15 protein-coding genes are annotated in these 17,376 nt (G+C 36.1%); 11 read left to right on the top strand and 4 right to left on the bottom strand.

Going from position 1 to position 17,376, the window contains the following annotated elements; all coding sequences use genetic code 11:
- The first annotated feature begins 6 nt into the window (after positions 1-6).
- From NDQ75_RS01805 to NDQ75_RS01765, 9 genes are all read left to right on the top strand, one after another.
- Positions 7-1,623 (top strand): glycogen synthase, encoded by a 1,617-nt coding sequence (locus tag NDQ75_RS01805; RefSeq protein WP_202029057.1) that lies wholly within the window; start codon positions 7-9, stop codon positions 1,621-1,623.
- A gap of 139 nt (positions 1,624-1,762) precedes the next feature.
- Positions 1,763-3,046, top strand: coding sequence for a citrate synthase (locus tag NDQ75_RS01800; protein ID WP_202029056.1), 1,284 nt, complete (start codon positions 1,763-1,765; stop codon positions 3,044-3,046).
- A 506-nt stretch (positions 3,047-3,552) separates the two neighbouring features.
- The gene (locus NDQ75_RS01795; RefSeq protein WP_202029055.1) at positions 3,553-4,467 is read left to right on the top strand and encodes a dimethylarginine dimethylaminohydrolase family protein; all 915 of its coding nucleotides are present in this window, start codon (positions 3,553-3,555) and stop codon (positions 4,465-4,467) included.
- 21 nt (positions 4,468-4,488) lie between these two features.
- Positions 4,489-4,863, top strand: coding sequence for a nuclear transport factor 2 family protein (locus tag NDQ75_RS01790; RefSeq protein WP_202029054.1), 375 nt, complete (start codon positions 4,489-4,491; stop codon positions 4,861-4,863).
- 86 nt (positions 4,864-4,949) lie between these two features.
- Positions 4,950-5,882 carry a citrulline utilization hydrolase CtlX gene (gene ctlX / locus NDQ75_RS01785; protein ID WP_202029053.1) on the top strand — a complete coding sequence of 311 codons (933 nt, stop codon included), beginning with the start codon at positions 4,950-4,952 and terminating at the stop codon, positions 5,880-5,882.
- Positions 5,883-5,919: 37 nt separating this feature from the next.
- A complete protein-coding gene (locus NDQ75_RS01780; RefSeq protein WP_202029052.1) occupies positions 5,920-6,345 on the top strand; it encodes an RrF2 family transcriptional regulator in 426 nt (141 codons plus the stop codon).
- Positions 6,346-6,453: 108 nt separating this feature from the next.
- Positions 6,454-7,065, top strand: a complete 612-nt coding sequence (locus NDQ75_RS01775; protein WP_202029051.1) for a phosphoadenosine phosphosulfate reductase domain-containing protein — start codon at positions 6,454-6,456, stop codon at positions 7,063-7,065.
- 120 nt (positions 7,066-7,185) lie between these two features.
- Complete coding sequence (locus tag NDQ75_RS01770) at positions 7,186-7,842, top strand: peptidoglycan recognition protein family protein (protein WP_202029050.1); 657 nt, start codon at positions 7,186-7,188, stop codon at positions 7,840-7,842.
- A 6-nt stretch (positions 7,843-7,848) separates the two neighbouring features.
- Positions 7,849-9,318, top strand: coding sequence for a M14 family metallopeptidase (locus NDQ75_RS01765; RefSeq protein WP_202029049.1), 1,470 nt, complete (start codon positions 7,849-7,851; stop codon positions 9,316-9,318).
- A 39-nt stretch (positions 9,319-9,357) separates the two neighbouring features.
- Here the strand turns inward: NDQ75_RS01765 and NDQ75_RS01760 are convergent, their stop codons facing one another.
- Positions 9,358-10,833 (bottom strand): BCCT family transporter, encoded by a 1,476-nt coding sequence (locus NDQ75_RS01760; RefSeq protein WP_202029048.1) that lies wholly within the window; start codon positions 10,831-10,833, stop codon positions 9,358-9,360.
- Between the two features lie 17 nt (positions 10,834-10,850).
- Positions 10,851-11,279 (bottom strand): hypothetical protein, encoded by a 429-nt coding sequence (locus NDQ75_RS01755; RefSeq protein ID WP_202029047.1) that lies wholly within the window; start codon positions 11,277-11,279, stop codon positions 10,851-10,853.
- A 156-nt stretch (positions 11,280-11,435) separates the two neighbouring features.
- Between NDQ75_RS01755 and argS the strand changes: the two genes are divergently transcribed.
- Positions 11,436-13,220 carry an arginine--tRNA ligase gene (argS, locus tag NDQ75_RS01750; RefSeq protein WP_202029046.1) on the top strand — a complete coding sequence of 595 codons (1,785 nt, stop codon included), beginning with the start codon at positions 11,436-11,438 and terminating at the stop codon, positions 13,218-13,220.
- 371 nt (positions 13,221-13,591) lie between these two features.
- Here the strand turns inward: argS and NDQ75_RS01745 are convergent, their stop codons facing one another.
- Entirely contained in the window at positions 13,592-13,942 is a 351-nt protein-coding gene (locus tag NDQ75_RS01745; RefSeq protein WP_202029045.1) for a DUF6686 family protein, read from the bottom strand.
- A gap of 292 nt (positions 13,943-14,234) precedes the next feature.
- Positions 14,235-15,140: a DUF6607 family protein gene (locus NDQ75_RS01740; RefSeq protein WP_202029044.1), complete on the bottom strand. Its 906-nt coding sequence runs from the start codon at positions 15,138-15,140 to the stop codon at positions 14,235-14,237.
- Between the two features lie 113 nt (positions 15,141-15,253).
- Here NDQ75_RS01740 and NDQ75_RS01735 point away from each other — a divergent pair, with 113 nt between their 5' ends.
- On the top strand, positions 15,254-17,374 hold the full coding sequence (locus NDQ75_RS01735) for a TonB-dependent receptor plug domain-containing protein (protein WP_202029043.1): 2,121 nt from the start codon (positions 15,254-15,256) through the stop codon (positions 17,372-17,374).
- Positions 17,375-17,376 lie beyond the last annotated feature (2 nt).

Here is a 17,376-nt window from a genome sequence, read left to right as displayed (position 1 = left end):
TTATTTGTGAAGACTAATTTCCTTTTTGTTTGTGCTGAAAATGACGGAATACCTAACTGTAAAGCTGGCGGCATGGGAGATGTGGTGCGTGACGTGCCTCGCCAAATAGCTTCCCATGGAGACACTTCCCATGTAATAACACCTTCCTATGGAAGATTGCATCAAAATGGGGAGAAAATAGCTGAACTTTCATTCATTTATCGCGGTGTTCCCCAAGAAGCTCATCTGTATGAAGTTCCTGGGAAGAAAGTAGATGAGAATATAAAGCATTATGTAATTGATCATCCTGAAATTAAATCAGGGGACATTGCCCATATCTATTTTAACGATCCGGAGCAGCCTTTTTATACGGATGCCTGTATGTTTTCCCTTTTCTGCACGGCGGTAGCGCAAGCGGTTAAACAAGATGTTTTTGGGGAGCTTCAAATAATTCATCTTCACGATTGGCATACCAGTTTATTGCTGTTTTTAAAAGAATTTCACCCTTCTTTTTCAGTATTAAAAAATATTAGATTTGTCTATTCCATACATAATTTAGCTATTCAGGGAATACGTCCATTCCGCAACAATCACTCTTCATTGAAAGCTTTTTTTCCGGAGGTTATGATTGATGAAGACCGACTTAAAGATCCGCGTTATCATGATTGCATCAATTTAATGGCATTGGGAATTCGCTTTGCTGATGCTGTACACACTGTATCTCCATCCTATAAAGAAGATATTAAGAAGCCGAGTGATTTTCCTGCTTTCGTTGGAGGGGAGGGATTGGAAAACGATTTGACAAAAGCGGACGAAGAGGGAAGATTGTTTGGAATTTTAAACGGAAGTAATTATAAAAATATAAACAGGGCCAAAAGGAACGAGCTCTATAAAAATAGCTTGAAGGCGATATTTAAATGGCTTCAGGAACCCAATAAAAAATACAAAGCAGACTTTTTAGCGCATACCGGAAATAAAGTTTATTCATTATCACTTAATAAACCAAGCTTTATTTGTGCAAGTGTAGCCCGTTTAACGGAACAAAAATTTTATTTCTATAAAGATAATCCAGATACTCTTATACAACTTTTGGATCTTCTAAAGGAGAAAAATGGTGTTTACATTGTTTTGGGTACAGGAGCGCCGGAATATGAAGAGTTACTGCGGGATATAAGTTATCAAAAAGAAAACTTTATTTTCATTAATGGACAATCAGAAGAAATTATAGATTCACTTTATTTTGAATCCAATATCTATTTAATGCCAAGTTTGTTTGAACCATGTGGGATCAGTCAAATGTTGGCCATGAGAAACGGGCAGCCTTGTTTGGTACATGCCACTGGAGGATTAATTGATACGGTAGATCATTTAAAATCCGGCTTCAGTTTTTCAGGAGGAACTATGTTTGAGAAGCATGCCAATTTCGTAAGCGTGTTTGAAGATGCATTAAACCTATTTTTTGACGAAAAAGAAATTTGGAAACACATCAGCAAAACGGCAAAGGGAAAAAGATTCAGTTGGGAGCGTTCCGTGAAAGAATATTACAGCCAACTTTATCTATTGGAACCTCCTGTGGATAATAATTTTCAAGCAAAAAGGAGAAGTACTAAAAGTAAGTCCAGTAAATTTATATATAACAAATAGAAGTGGTTTTGATAAAGAGTAGCATTTTCGCATATTTTTAACTATTTACAAAGCCAAAAAGGACTTTCCTGACACCATAATTAATTGATTATTTCGTATTTTCGCAACACTTGAAAAAAATAAAAACTAAAAATACATTATGTCAGATACGGCTACTTTTGAGTATAAAGATAAAAAGATAGAATTTCCAGTTGTAGAAGGTACTGAAAACGAACTAGCAATCGATATTAAAAAGCTAAGAGCGTCTACAGGGATTATTACTTTAGACCCAGGTTATAAGAATACCGGTTCTTGCGAGAGTGCCATTACTTATTTAGATGGTGAAAAGGGGATTTTAAGGTATAGAGGATATGCTATTGAAGATTTAGCTGAAAAGGCCAATTTTTTAGAAGTTGCTTATTTGTTGATTTTTGGTGAATTGCCTAATAAAGATCAATTAGAAAAATTCCACAACGATATTAAAGCCAATTCTGAAGTTGATGAAGATGTTAAGAAAATCGTAGATAGTTTTCCTAGAACTGCACACCCAATGGGAGTACTGTCTTCATTAACCAGTGCATTAACGGCTTTTAATCCATCTTGTGTTGATATAAATTCAGAAGAGGATATGTACCAAGCCATTGTGAAAATAATGGGTAAATTTCCAGTATTGGCAGCTTGGACTCTTAGAAGAAGAAATTCTAAGCCTTACGACTATGGTGACTCTTCTCTTGGGTATGTAGAGAACATGCTTTATATGATGTTTAAAAAGCCCAACGAGCAATATAAATTAAACCCTGTAGTAGTAGATGCTTTGGACAAGCTTTTAATTCTACATGCCGATCATGAGCAAAACTGCTCAACGTCAACCGTAAGAATCGTTGGTTCGTCGCACGCTGGTTTATTCGCTTCATTATCCGCAGGTGTTTCTGCACTTTGGGGGCCACTTCACGGTGGTGCAAACCAAGCGGTAATTGAGATGCTGGAAGGCATAAAACAAGATGGTGGAGATACCGCCAAATACATGGAGAAAGCGAAAGACAAAGAAGATCCTTTCCGTTTGATGGGCTTCGGACACAGAGTTTATAAAAACTTCGATCCAAGAGCTAAAATCATTAAAAAGTCCGCTGATGAAGTGTTGGCAGATTTAGGTGTAGAGGATCCAGTTTTATCCATCGCAAAAGGATTGGAAAAACAAGCCCTGGAAGATGATTATTTTGTTAAAAGAAAGCTTTATCCAAATGTAGATTTCTACTCTGGAATTATTTACAGAGCATTGGGAATACCAACAGAAATGTTCACAGTAATGTTTGCCTTAGGAAGATTACCGGGTTGGATTGCTCAGTGGAGAGAGATGCGCTTGAAAAAAGAACCAATTGGAAGACCGAGACAAGTTTATGTAGGTGAAAACCTTAGGTCTTTTGTGGAAGTTGAGAAAAGATAATTTCCTATAAAATTTTTACGAAAGGGCATGTTTCAAAACATGCCCTTTTTATTTATTTATAGGTTTTTAAAAGTCAGTCCGATGTTGGAGTGGTACATGTTAAAAACAACTGACCTATTTTAAAAGTGTTGAAAATCAAGGAAGCAGCGTTTGGCTTAAAGATAAAAAGCTGTTTGAGCGTAGCGAGTTCTTTTTATCTGTGGAGGTTGTTTCCGTAGATTTTTTTATACTTTTTAAATCAGTCTTGACTTTTTTGTTTCGTTTTTGTGTCAAGACAAAAATGAAAGGAGGGTTGTGTCTTACGAAATCAAATCTAAATTATGCAGATTGCATTGTATCTTGTGTCAAATTCAGATTAAGTAAAATTTCTAAATCATTCATGTGCTAGTTTTTAGATTAAATACAATACCATAATCTAAGGACAGAAAAGGAAATTTAAATTTTTCATTTTGTTTATGATAATCTTTTATTGATTTCATATTTTAGCGCGTTCAAAATTGAGATTTATGTTGAAATTACATGTTGAAAACGAAACCTCAAAGCTAAAAGCAGTGGTTTTGGGTACCGCTAGAAGTAATGGCCCCATTCCAACTGTTGAAGAAGCTTACGATCCTAAATCTTTGGAGCACATTAAAGCAGGAACATATCCGAAAGAAGAAGATATGGTGCCAGAAATGGAAGCATTTAATGCTGTTTTTGAAAAGTACAACGTAAAAGTTTTTAGACCAGAGGTGTTTAAAGACTGCAACCAAATATTTTCTAGGGATATTGCTTTTGTAATAGACGATTACTTAATAAAATCCAATATTCTTCCAGATAGGGAAGTAGAGCTGGAGGCGATTCAATATGTTATCGATCAAATTGATCCTGCTAAAGTGATTACTCCTCCAGAAGAAGTGCATATTGAAGGGGGAGATGTAATGCTATGGAACGATTATATCTTTATAGGAACTTACAAAGGAGAAGATTATCCCGACTACATAACGGCCAGAACAAATATGCATGGGGTGAATTTTATTAAGGAAATGTTTCCGAATAAAATCGTCAAGGAGTTCGATTTAAGTAAATCCAATACCGTGGCAGAGGACAATGCCTTGCATTTGGATTGTTGCTTTCAGCCTGTTGGGGTAGATAAGGGAATAATACATAAAGAAGGCTTCAGAAGTGAAGAAGATTATCAATATTTGGTGAATCTCTTCGGTGAAGAGAATCTATTTCATATCGATAAAAAGGAAATGTATCATATGTTTAGCAATGTTTTTTCCATTGCACCTAATGTGGTCGTTTCAGAAAAGAATTTTACACGGTTGAATAATTGGTTAAGGGAAAACGGATTTACTGTTGAAGAAATTCCATACTCAGAAATTGCCAAACAGGAAGGCCTTTTACGCTGTTCTACCATGCCTTTAATAAGGGAATAATGTAATTCAAAAAATGTGATTATGAATGAGGAGATGAAGAGTAATGCAGTGGCTTTTTATAAGATGGCTTATGAAGGAAATCCCAAAAAAGCGGTTGAATTATATGTAGGAGATCAATACATTCAGCATAATCCTGCAGTGGAAGATGGGAAGGAAGGTTTTATTGCTTATTTTGAGAAAATGCATAAAGAATACCCTAATAAATCCATCAATTTTGTAAGAGTTATTTCCGAAGGTAATTTGGTAGCGTTGCATTCGCATCAAATTTGGCCTGATAATGATCAATATGTAACGATGGATTTCTTTCGGTTTGATGCAAACAATAAAATTATAGAGCACTGGGATTCCATTCAACAAATACCAAATACATCAGCCAACAACAATACCATGTTTTAATACAATCGTTAATAACATTTTTCAAATTCATCAAGAATAACGCAAAGTCGTGTTTATAGCTTTGCAAGCTTAATTCAAATCAATTTATGAGTCAGATTACCAACACCATTTTAATGGTTCGTCCTATACGTTTCAGAATGAATGAGCAAACCGCTGTGAACAATTATTTTCAGGAGGATTTGGATGTATTAAATGAAACGGTAAATGCAAAAGCGCAGCGTGAATTTGATGCTTTTGTAGAAAAATTAGGGGCTGTAGGCGTTAACGTTATTGTTGTCCAAGACACGGAAAACCCAGACACTCCAGATTCTATTTTCCCCAACAATTGGGTGTCTACTCATGAAGATGGTACCTTAGCTTTATATCCCATGTTTGCCGAAAACAGGCGTTTGGAGCGTAATGAGGATGTGCTTAAGGCCTTGGAAGAGGAAGGTTTTTCTATAAAAGATGTAATGGATTATACCGCTGCTGAAGAAGAAGAAATTTTTTTGGAGGGTACGGGAAGTATTATTTTAGATCGTGTAAATAGAAAAGCATATTGCGCACTTTCACCAAGAGCCGATGAAGAATTGTTTATTGAGTTTTGTGAAGATTTTGAATACTTTCCTGTAATTTTCACAGCAAACCAGTCGGTTGATGGTCAAAGAAAACCTATTTACCATACCAATGTTATGATGTGCGTTGGTGACGATTTCGCTGTGATTTGTCTAAGTACTATCGACGATAAAAAAGAACGCAAAAACGTGGTGGATCACCTCAAAAAAGATGGTAAAGAAATAATAGACATTACGGAAGCACAGATGAATGAATTTGCTGGAAATATGTTGCAAGTACAGGGTGGTGATGCTAAGAAGTATTTAGTAATGAGTCAATCTGCTCATGATTGCTTAACAGAACTACAAAAAGCCACAATTGGAAAATATGCTACCATTTTGTCTTCTAATCTAGAAACCATTGAAACTTGTGGGGGCGGAAGTGCCCGTTGTATGATGGCGGAGATATTTCTGCCAAAAAAATAGTATATTAGAGGCATACCCATCTATATTTAAATAATTTATGCTTTCAAAAAAGACAAAATACGGACTGAAAGCGCTTACATACATGGCCAAGAAAGAAAGTAAGAAACCAGTCCTAATTTCTGAAATTGCAGAAGAAGAAAACATCTCAAAAAAATTTCTGGAAATAATTTTACTTCAACTAAAAAACAGCGGCTTCCTTGGGTCGAAAAAAGGAAAAGGTGGCGGCTATTATCTTATTAGGGAGCCTGAAAAAATTACAGTAGCCTCTCTGATTAGGGTGCTGGAAGGGCCTATCGCTATGTTGCCTTGCGTGAGTTTGAATTTTTATGAAAAATGCGATGACTGTAAAAATGAAGAAACTTGTTCGTTGAGTAAGTTAATGATTGAAGTGAGAGATAGTACGCTAAAAATTTTGGAAAATAAATCTCTGGCGGATCTCACAAACTCAACCATGTCATTGTAATATTTTGATTTTTAGTTGTTTTTGAAATTAATTGTGATTTTTTCGTTAAAAACCTACTAATTAACTAGACTATTAATATCTTTGCTGTTCTATTACATTGAAAGCATTATGGATTTACAGCAGATAAATAAAGATTTAAAAGAGAAATCGCCACTGCAAATTGTGGAATGGGCTTTAAAGCAGGGTAAAAAACCTGTCGTAACTACCAACTTTAGGCCATACGAAGCGGCAATTTTACATGCTACAACACAAGCCAAGAAGGATATTCCTGTGATTTGGTGTGATACAGGGTATAATACCAATAAAACCTATTTGCATGCAGAAAGACTGATCAAAGCATTAAATCTTAATGTAAAACTATACGTTCCAAAGCAAACCGTAGCGCATAGAAATATAGTGATGGGAATTCCAGATATAAACGATCCCTTGCATAAAGTTTTTACGGAACAAGTAAAACTAGAGCCTTTTAAAAGAGCGATGCAAGAGAATACGCCTGATATTTGGTTTACCAATCTTAGAAAAGGACAAACAGCCTTTAGAGACACCTTGGATATCGTAACGAAAGGCGAAGATGGAGTTCTTAAAGTGAGTCCGTTTTTCTATTATTCTGACGAAGAATTGGACGTATATCTTGAGGAAAACAATCTTGAAAACGAGTTTAACTATTTCGATCCTACCAAAGTTCTGGAAAATCGGGAATGTGGTCTGCACGTAAGTTAATCTTTTAAAAAAATTAATGAATAAAAAGTTGTCTTTCGTAATAAAGGCAGCTTTTTTTTATGAAATATTCTGCCTTAAAAAGCTACATTATTTATACTTTTATTTCAGATTCTGGTTATAATGAAGAAGAAAAATACATTTCTGTTGGTAGCGATAGTTTCGATACTGTTTTCCTGTGGCCCGAAAATAGTAGAAGAGCCGATTCTATTTAATGACGAAAGAAATGCGTTGACGAAAGATTATATGAAAATGCATTACGATCTGGATGTAGATTCACCTACGATTTTACCTAAAATGGTAGTGGTGCATTGGACGGCAATTCCTTCTTTTCAAAAATCTTTTGATGCTTTTTATGACGTGCACTTGCCCAGTTTTAGAACGGCAATTTCCGGAGGGGGGAGCCTTAATGTGTCCTCACACTTTTTGGTTGATCAAGATGGCACCATCTATAAACTAATGCCGGAAACCACTATGGCACGCCATGTAATTGGTTTAAATCATTGTGCTATTGGTATTGAAAATGTAGGTGGACCCGATATGCCACTTACAAAAGCGCAATTGAAAGCGAATATCAAACTTATAAAGTACCTTAAAAAGAAATACCCCATTGATTATGTGATTGGACATTATGAATATCAGTTGTTCGAAGATCATGAGCTGTGGCTGGAGCAAGATGAAGGATATCGCACCGAAAAAAGCGATCCAGATGAAGCATTTATGGCTGATATACGAAAAAACATCGCGCACTTAGATTTAAAAACATTACCGGAAAACTAATTAAACATGAAGAGATATTTGAGAGCTATTTTTTTTTTCTGTCTATTATTTACAGCCGCAGAGGTAGCTTCCGCACAGGATTTTTATCAGGAATTGTTTGAGAAATACGATACCTACAAGGAGGAAAGCATCACAAAGCGAAGGTTCTCTTATGAGAAAATTTCACCCTTAATAGAAAACTTAAAGGAGGATTCCTTTTTTGAAGTTCAAAAAGTGGGAAATTCTATTAAAGGAACGCCGCTGAACTTAATCAGTTTTGGAGAAGGGGACGTGGACGTGTTCCTTTGGTCGCAAATGCACGGAGATGAATCTACCGCTACCATGGCTGGATTCGATATTTTCAATTTTTTTAAATCTAATGACTTCAAAAAAGAAAAGAAAGAAATGCTCTCTAAATTGCGCATTCACTTTTTACCGATGCTGAATCCAGATGGGGCAGAAAGGTTTACAAGAAGAAATGCCCTTGGGATTGATATCAATCGGGATGCTTTGAGATTACAGTCACCAGAAGCAAAAACTTTGAAACGTGTTCGGGATAGTCTGGAAGCCGACTTCGGGTTTAATTTACACGATCAAAGCACTTATTACAATGCTGCTCGAACACCAAAGCCTGCCACTATTTCTTATTTAGCGCCTGCCTATAATTATGAGAAAGAGGTAAATGAAGTACGTGGAAATGCTATGAAATTAATTGGCTACATGAACAACATTCTTCAAAAATATGCACCAGGCCAGGTGGGTAGGTACAATGACGATTTTGAACCGAGAGCTTTTGGGGATAACATCCAAAAGTGGGGAACGAGTGTAGTTTTAATCGAATCTGGAGGATATCCCAATGATCCAGAAAAGCAATTTATTAGAAAGCTCAATTTTGTTACCATACTCTCTGCAATTCATGCCATTGCTACAGAAGAATTTAAAAACACATCTAAAGATGAGTACTGGAAAATTCCGGAAAACGATAGAAAGCTTTTCGATTTAAAACTTGTTGGTGTACAGTACGAATTGCTCGGTGACACTTATACAGTAGATCTCGGGTTGAATAATTATGAAATCTCATCCAATACGGAATCAGGGATTTACACTAAAGGCAGCGTAGCAGATATGGGTGATCTTTCTACCTATTATGGTTATAAGGAAATGGATGTTTCGGGTTATAAAGTAGTGCCAGGTAAAGTTTATCCTTCGGTAATTAAATCTATTGGAGCGTTAAGGGAAATGGATTTTGCATCGCTGCTGAAAAAAGGGTATGCCTATGTTCAAGTTGAAAATATTCCGCAGGATAAAAATGCTATGCAGATTCCAATGCACGTTATAACCGATAAGAAAAATACGGACGTCAATCTTTACGTAGGTGCAAACCCAACTTTCTTTCTTAAAAAGAATGATGCGTTAAAGTATTTGGTTATCAATGGTTATTTGGTAGATCTTCAGGCGCCTGATAAAAACTTTGGAAATGCATTAATTTACAATTGATTATTTCTTTAATGGAAAATCGTAACTGTATCTTTCGTTTTACTTATTGAGTAGATCCTTCAGAAATAAAAAACTCATCACAGGAATAAACAATGCAAAAGGGAGCGACGTAATTATTAAAACTTTTTGAAGTGCGATAAGTACATCAATTTCAGGTTTTACATTTCCTAAAACCAACATGGCAACGCTAAAAATGGCAATAATCACGGACCAAATAGTGCGATGCGATTTTTTAGGATTGGGATTTCCGCGGTCGCTAAACATGCTCAGCACAAAAATAGCCGAATCTACTGAGGTTAAAAGAAAACCTGTTAAAAGTAAAACAACCGTAGCATTTACTAAGAATTGCATGGGGTAGTGCTTCAGAAATATAAAAATAGAGGTGAAAACATTCCCAAACTCATTGTTGTAATTACCCCAATTATCAATAAGCTGAAAAGCATTTTCGCCAAACACCGTAAACCATAAGAAAGAACCTAGGGAAGGAATAATCATTACGCCTAGCAACATTTCCCGAAGCGTTCGCCCTTTGGAGATACGTGCAATAAAAACACCGGTAAAAGGCGCCCAAGCTAACCAAAAAGCCCAATAGTAATAGGTCCAATCAGTAAGGAACTGTATTCCGGGATCAAATTTTCCAATGGCAAGGCTCAGTGGAATGAAATCTTTTAGATAACTAAATAAAGCTTCGGAAAAACGTTTGGAGATTATTATTAAATCACTTTGTGACAAAACAAATAAAAGCAACAAAATGGTGACGAAAATATTGACTTTTGAAATGTTTTTTATCCCTTTATTGATGCCTTTCCACGCTGAGAGAAATGCCACCCCGCAGATAAAGAGCGTTAAAATGATAGTGGAAAGTAAACCTAAGTCACCTTTCAACAAATGATTTACCCCACCATTTATTTGTGTGGTTCCCAAGCCAACTGCACCAACTAACCCAAAAACCGTGGCTAGAATCACAATGATGTCTATTGATTTTAAGAGAGCCTTATTTTTAAATAGATGGGAAACGGAACTGCTTACCAGTGCTTTCTTGTTTTTAGCAAATAAATAATGACCTATAACCAATGCAAAAAGGCCATAAAATGCCCAAGCGGTGAAACCCCATTGGTAAAAAGTATATTCCAAGGCCAATGTTTTATCGGATGCGCCTGTGGTAATGGGAGGATTTAAATACATGTAAACAGGCTCTTGCACGGCCCGTAAGAGAATTCCAGCTCCCATGCCTGCGCTATACAGCATGGAAATCCATGCCCAACGCGTGTATTTTGGCTTATCAGTTGGTTTTCCTAGTTTTAATTTTCCAAGCGGGGAAAGGGCGATTCCTAATAAAAAAAGTACACAGAATAGCCCCAAGTACAAGTAAAAGTTGCCAAAATAATCACGTATCCAAATAGAAAAAGATTCAATACTATTATACGCCCGTTTTGGGAACAAAAAAATAGCGCCCGAAAGCAATAGCAAAATGCCGCAGGAAATACTTAAAAGTTTATTTCGGAAAATATTCAAAAGCTTTATTTGAAATTTTAGTTTGGATTATCGTTTTGGTTGGGGAGGTGTTGAATTTTTCTATCCGAAATTTTCTTTACAAAATTATGAATTCCTTTGGTTTTAGCCGCAACCCTTATAAAATGATGGTCTTTGTGAAAGGTATATTCTTGGGAAGAACCTTTGTAGATGGACAGTTTATAGAAAGGAATAATGAGCGCATATGTTTCTAAAATGGATCGAAACCTAATGATAATCCCTTTTTCCCTAATTTCAATATTACAAGTATTTAAGTTGTTGTCTAACAATAATAAGTTGTTAATTGCTACACTGGCTTGGGTAATAAATAGTTTCGGAGAGCCAGAGCCTCCAATTTTCAATCGCTCTCTTAAATTAATGATTCCGCCCACTTCATCGAAAATGGTTTTCTCTTGCTTAGGATCGTTATAGGATACATTTAACAACATACAATAAAGATAGTTTTTTCTGAATGCAATTACTCATCAAGTTCACTTTAATACAAAAAATCACCTACTAAAAACGTACTTAACCTTTTTTATGGTTGAAGCATTGGTGTTAACTTTTTCGAAATCCGTATCTTTGCAGCCAAATTTTTCAAAAGAATGGATATTCAGAATATCATTATAAATAAGGTAAAAGAAGCAGTAACTTCTATTTTTGGTAAAGAACTTGAAACTGTCGAGTTGCAAGCTACACGTAAGGAATTTGAAGGAGATGTTACGGTAGTGGTTTTTCCAATGTTACGCGTTGTAAAAGGCAATCCACAAGTTATAGGTGAAGAAATAGGAGCCTACTTACAGGCAAATGTTGCTGAGGTTGAAAAATTCAACGTGGTAAAAGGCTTTTTAAACTTAGTTATCTCCGATGCTTTTTTCCTGAACTTTTTCAAAGAGGTTAGAAATGACTCCACTTATGGGTTTGTCAATCCTTCAGAAGGAGATAAAGCGGTAATGGTAGAATATTCGTCGCCGAACACCAATAAACCCCTTCATTTAGGTCATATTAGAAATAATTTGTTGGGATATTCGGTTGCTGAAATTATTAAAGCGGCTGGTAAAAAAGTGTATAAAACCCAAATCATTAACGATAGGGGGATACATATTTGCAAATCGATGTTGGCTTGGCAGAAATTTGGTAACGGAGAAACTCCTGCATCAACCGGACTGAAAGGTGACAAATTAGTAGGTAATTATTACGTAGCGTTCGATAAAGCTTACAAAGCAGAAATAGAAGCTATGGTTGCAGAAGGAACCGACAAAGAAACTGCCGAAAAAGAAGCGCCCATACTTTTGGAAGCTCAGGAAATGCTTAGAAAGTGGGAAGCTGGAGAACCAGAAGTGGTTAAACTTTGGGAAACCATGAACGGATGGGTATACGACGGTTTTGATATTACCTATAAGAACTTGGGAGTTGATTTTGATAAATTATATTACGAAAGTAACACCTACTTGCTGGGAAAAGATGTAGTTGCAGACGGTCTGGAAAGAGGGATATTTTTCAAAAAAGAAGATGGTTCTGTTTGGATCGATCTTACTGACGAAGGATTGGATGAAAAAATTGTTCTCCGTGCTGATGGAACAGCCGTTTATATGACGCAGGATATCGGGACCGCGATTCAGCGTATAAAAGATTACCCAGACGTTGGTGGGTTGGTTTATACAGTTGGAAATGAACAGGATTACCATTTTAAAGTATTGTTTTTAATTCTGAAAAAATTAGGTTTCGATTGGGCAGATAATCTTTATCACCTAAGTTATGGAATGGTAGATTTGCCAAGCGGAAAAATGAAAAGTAGGGAAGGGACTGTTGTAGATGCCGATGACTTGATTGAAGAAATGGCCAATACTGCCGGAGAAATTTCAGCAGAATTAGGTAAGTTGGATGGTTTCAGTGAAGAAGAAAAGCAGGAACTCTATAAAACCATAGGTTTGGGAGCACTTAAATATTATATTTTGAAAGTGGATCCGAAGAAGCGAATTTTATTCGATCCTATGGAATCTATCGATTTTCAAGGGAATACAGGTCCTTTTATACAATATACCTATGCTAGGATTCAATCTATTTTGAGAAAAGCAGATTTCGATTTTAGTAAAGACCAAATAAATTTAAGTTATGCCCTACATGAAAAGGAACGTACGCTGATAAAACAATTGCAGTTATTCCCAGAAGTGGTTCAAAATGCAGCGGCCAACTTTAGTCCGGCAGTGATTGCAAACTACGCGTACGATTTGGTAAAAGAATTCAATTCCTTCTATCAAAACGTATCTATTTTGGGCGCAGAAGATACTTCAGAAAAAATATTCAGAGTGCAGCTATCGCAAAAAGTAGGCGAAGTAATTGCCAGTGCATTGCTTTTGTTGGGAATCAACGTTCCGGAGCGTATGTAAAAAAATAAATTTGTTAGTGAAAAATAGCCGTTAAAAAAACTCCTTATCCTCAGAATAGGATTCAAAAGCTCCGAAAGCAGGAGCGTAGGCACGGAGCGACGCGGAGTTTTGATTTCGGTTTTTCGACTTAATGGTCGAAAAAATTCCTTGGATAAGGCGCCTTTTTCTTTGTTTCGTTTCTTTTGGGCGAACAAAAGAAATGAAAAGACATTCTAGTAATCGAAAAATTTAATATTTGTCATCGTAAAATAAGTTTGAGTCAAAAAATAAATAAAACATTAGAAAGCCCGAAAAAAAGACAAGTTTTTCGGGCTTTTCTTTTGCTGCAATTTGCAGCAACAACAAACTAACAAACTCAAATAATATAAAATTTAATTAGAGAACAATTTATAATGAATGTCATGAATAGGTAACAGTTTGTATTCATGAGGCCTCAGTTTTACAAGTGATTTTAGTTCCAATACTTCTTGCTTGTTTAGAAGAATAAGCAAATTGGATTGAATAGTGGGAATGGGAATGCGTTTATCGTAAATAGAATATCTGTACTCTTCTTCCCAATAATCTACCTCCAAATTGAATAGATATTTATGAAAACTCTCAAATTCCGCTTCAGTAAAATTAAAATTGAGGTTATTGTAAAGCAATTGATACATGTTATTGTTTTTACAATAAATAAGGATTCCATTTCTAGATCTATTTAATATTTGAAGGTGTTTACACATCAGCTTTGAATTGTTATATTTAATGGATTTTAAGTTAAAGCACAGTTGAAATTATCAATTTATATAATTTCCTTATCTGGAGAATAGTAATCAAAAGCTCCGAGAGCAGGAGCGTAGGCACGGAGCGACGCGGAGTTTTGATTACGGTTTTTCGACTTTAGGGTCGAAAAAATTCCTTGGATAAGGCGCCTTTTTCTTTGTTTCGTTTCTTTTGGGCGAGCAAAAGAAATGAAAGGAGCTTCTATGAATCAATAAATATCATGTTTGTCTAGGAACAATTAAACTTTATTTTTCATTCCTCTGCTATAAAACTATCTATTACAGCTTCTATATCCTTTTTACTACTATTGGCTGGCATACTAAATAAGTGGGCAAAAAGAGGTTTATTATCCACGCTCTTCTTTAAATGAATGTCTTGATTTCTCTCAAAAACTTTGTTCCATTTATTTCGTACAATTTTCCAAAATTTATCATTTTCTTTCCACCAATCTTGGGCGGCTTTGCATTTTTCATCAGCAACTTTAGTATAGGTGTCATACCCTTTTTCTTGAGCTAGTACAAAATCTTCAGCGCCGTCTTTTCTTATAATTTTGTCGTTGTCTTGTTCGTGCAACCATCCGTAATCGGTTATGGCGTGAATATTTCTACGCTTCATAACATTGTAGTCATCGCGAATGGTGTGCTCCCTTCTTGGTAATGGCGCGTCCGTGGTGTTAGTCCAATAATCTTTACCATCAACATGCACCCAGGTAGCGGTTCCTTCATAACGCGGACTGTCATCCACTTGATACACTTTCTGCGTCCATTGCCCTTTTACTTCACCGTTGGAAAGCTTCTCGTACTTCCATGTTTTGTCCTTGTGAAACTGATAGAAATCGGTGTTTTCATATAACCAATCCTGTCGCCAGTGTTTTATAATCATAGTATCATTAGCGATAAGAAGATGCTGCATAACAATTTTGTCAGCTTTATCTTCTACCAGTTCAACCCATTCTAAAGCACCCACTTGTTTTACTTTAGAAGGTTGGTAGGTTGAATCTTTTGCATTGTTAAAGGTTTCAGCAAAGTTGAAACGCACTTCGTAACATCCGCACATATCCTTTATGCTTTCTTGATCTAACTTTTTCTTATTGTTTTGAGCGGTTAATTGAAATGCTGACAGCCCTGTTGCCATGCATACTAACATTAGTTTTTTCATTTCTGATTTAATTAGGTTTTGAATTTCTGACAGAACAAAAATATAAAATTTATTTAGATTGAATAAAAATAACATATATATTTGCTGAAAATTATTCAGAATCAATCTAAATAATGAAACAGCTAACCCTTATATTTTTAATACTTTTTTTTAGTTCCATTACGGCTCAAAATATTTCTGTATCAGATTCTTTGTCCATAAACAATTTGGACGAGGTAGTAGTTACAGGTCAGTATAACCCACAATCCATAAAAAAGTCGGTTTATGAAGTATCGGTAATTAGTAAAGCAGATATTGACCGGCAGGCGGGCAATAATTTGGCAGATGTTTTAAATCAAACTTTGAACATTTCTATAATCCCAAATGCCTCTACCGGAAAATCACAAGTGCGGATGTTCGGATTGGACGGACAATATGTAAAAATACTGGTCGATAACATTCCTTTGGTAAACGATGAAGGTTTTGGAAACAATACCGATCTCACACAGATAAATCTAGATGACATTGAACAGATTGAAATCGTAGAAGGAGCAATGGGCGTTCAATACGGAACCGATGCGGTTGCTGGAGTTATAAATATTATCACTAAAAAATCTTCGCAAAATACGTGGGAAATTACTCCCTACCTTCAAGAAGAAACCATTGGCGATGAATACAGCTGGTTTGATGAAGGAAGGCATATTCAATCGATTAGCGTTAGCCATAAAATGTCTGATAAATGGTACGCCAATGCCATGATCACCCGAAACGATTTTGCAGGTTTATGGGGCGAAAGGGAAGGGCGAAATTATGCCATAAATGATGGAAAACGTGGTTATGAATGGTTACCAAAGATTCAATACAACGGGAAGGCGCTGCTAAGTTATCAAGGCAACAATACACGCTGGTTTTACAAATTTGAATACTTCAACGAAAAAGTCTCTCGCTACGATTCCGTAGTGCGCATGAATTCAAACCCTTCAACAGGAACTAATAATCCCGTTTCTTCTGATGAGGTTTTTACCTCCAATCGGTTTATGCACCACTTAAACGGAAATGGCAACTTCAATGGCGGTATTCGCTATGATGTGTCTTTTTCATTTCAGCAACAAAAAAGAAATGCCGAAAATTATAATTACCGCATTCCTTCCCGTGAAAAATTTGATATTGAAAACTTTGAATACGAATCTAGAAAGGTCTATTATTCTAAAGGAATGCTCAGTGATTTTCTGAATAATCAAACATTTGATTTTCAGTTGGGTTACGAAGTTAATGCCAGCGACGGCTATGCTTCTGCTGTGGCAGGCGATTTCGGGGGAGAGAATATTAATCGGTATTTGGGAGCTTACGATATTTTTGCTTCCGCAGAATACATTCCCAATAACAGATTTTCGCTACGCCCTGGAGCAAGGGTTTTCTTTTCCAATAAATTTAATGCCCAAACGGCGTTGGAAATTTCATCCAAGTATACTTTCAATAATAATTTCGAGCTTCGTGCCGTGGTGGGAACAGCACCGCGAATGCCTAATTTCACAGAACTATATTCCTATTTTGTAGATGCCAATCACGATGTGCGCGGCAATGAAAACTTACAGCCTGAGCAAGGAAGTTCTGTCTTTGTTCATCTTAAAAAGCCTTTTGCTTTAGGAAGTGAATTTCTGTTGAAAAGCAAATTAACATTGGGTTATCTTAATGTAGAAGACCGAATAGAACTTACCATTGTAAACAATTCCCCATTAGCATTTCAATATAATAACATCGACAGATACCGTACCTGGAATGTGTCCCTGGCCAATGGTTTCTTTTACAGAAATATTAACGGAAACCTTGGAATATCGTATTCAGCAGTTTCCAAAGTATTGGACAGTCGCGATTACAATGATGACTACTTAAATGCAGTACAACTCAATGCAAATTTGTCTTACAGCATTCCTAATTGGGGAACTACTTTTTCAACGTATTATAAATACAACGGACCAGAATATCAATTTGTACAGGAGCAAGATGAAAATGGGGAAGATGTGTTGGTGCGTGGCAGACAGGCGCCATACAGTTGGTGGGATGCATCGGTAAGGAAACTACTATTAAAAAATAAGATGGAGCTGACATTGGGGGTGAGAAATCTATTAAATGTTACCCGTGTAAATACCACAGCAATGGAAGGCGGGGCACATTCTGGACCGCCGAGCAGCGTGTTGTTAGGCTACGGAAGATCTTACTTTATAAAACTATTGTATAATCTAAATTTTAACTAATT

The organism is Galbibacter mesophilus (genome assembly GCF_023721415.1).
Lineage (GTDB): Bacteria > Bacteroidota > Bacteroidia > Flavobacteriales > Flavobacteriaceae > Galbibacter > Galbibacter mesophilus.
This window is presented reverse-complemented; position numbering and strand designations above follow the sequence as displayed.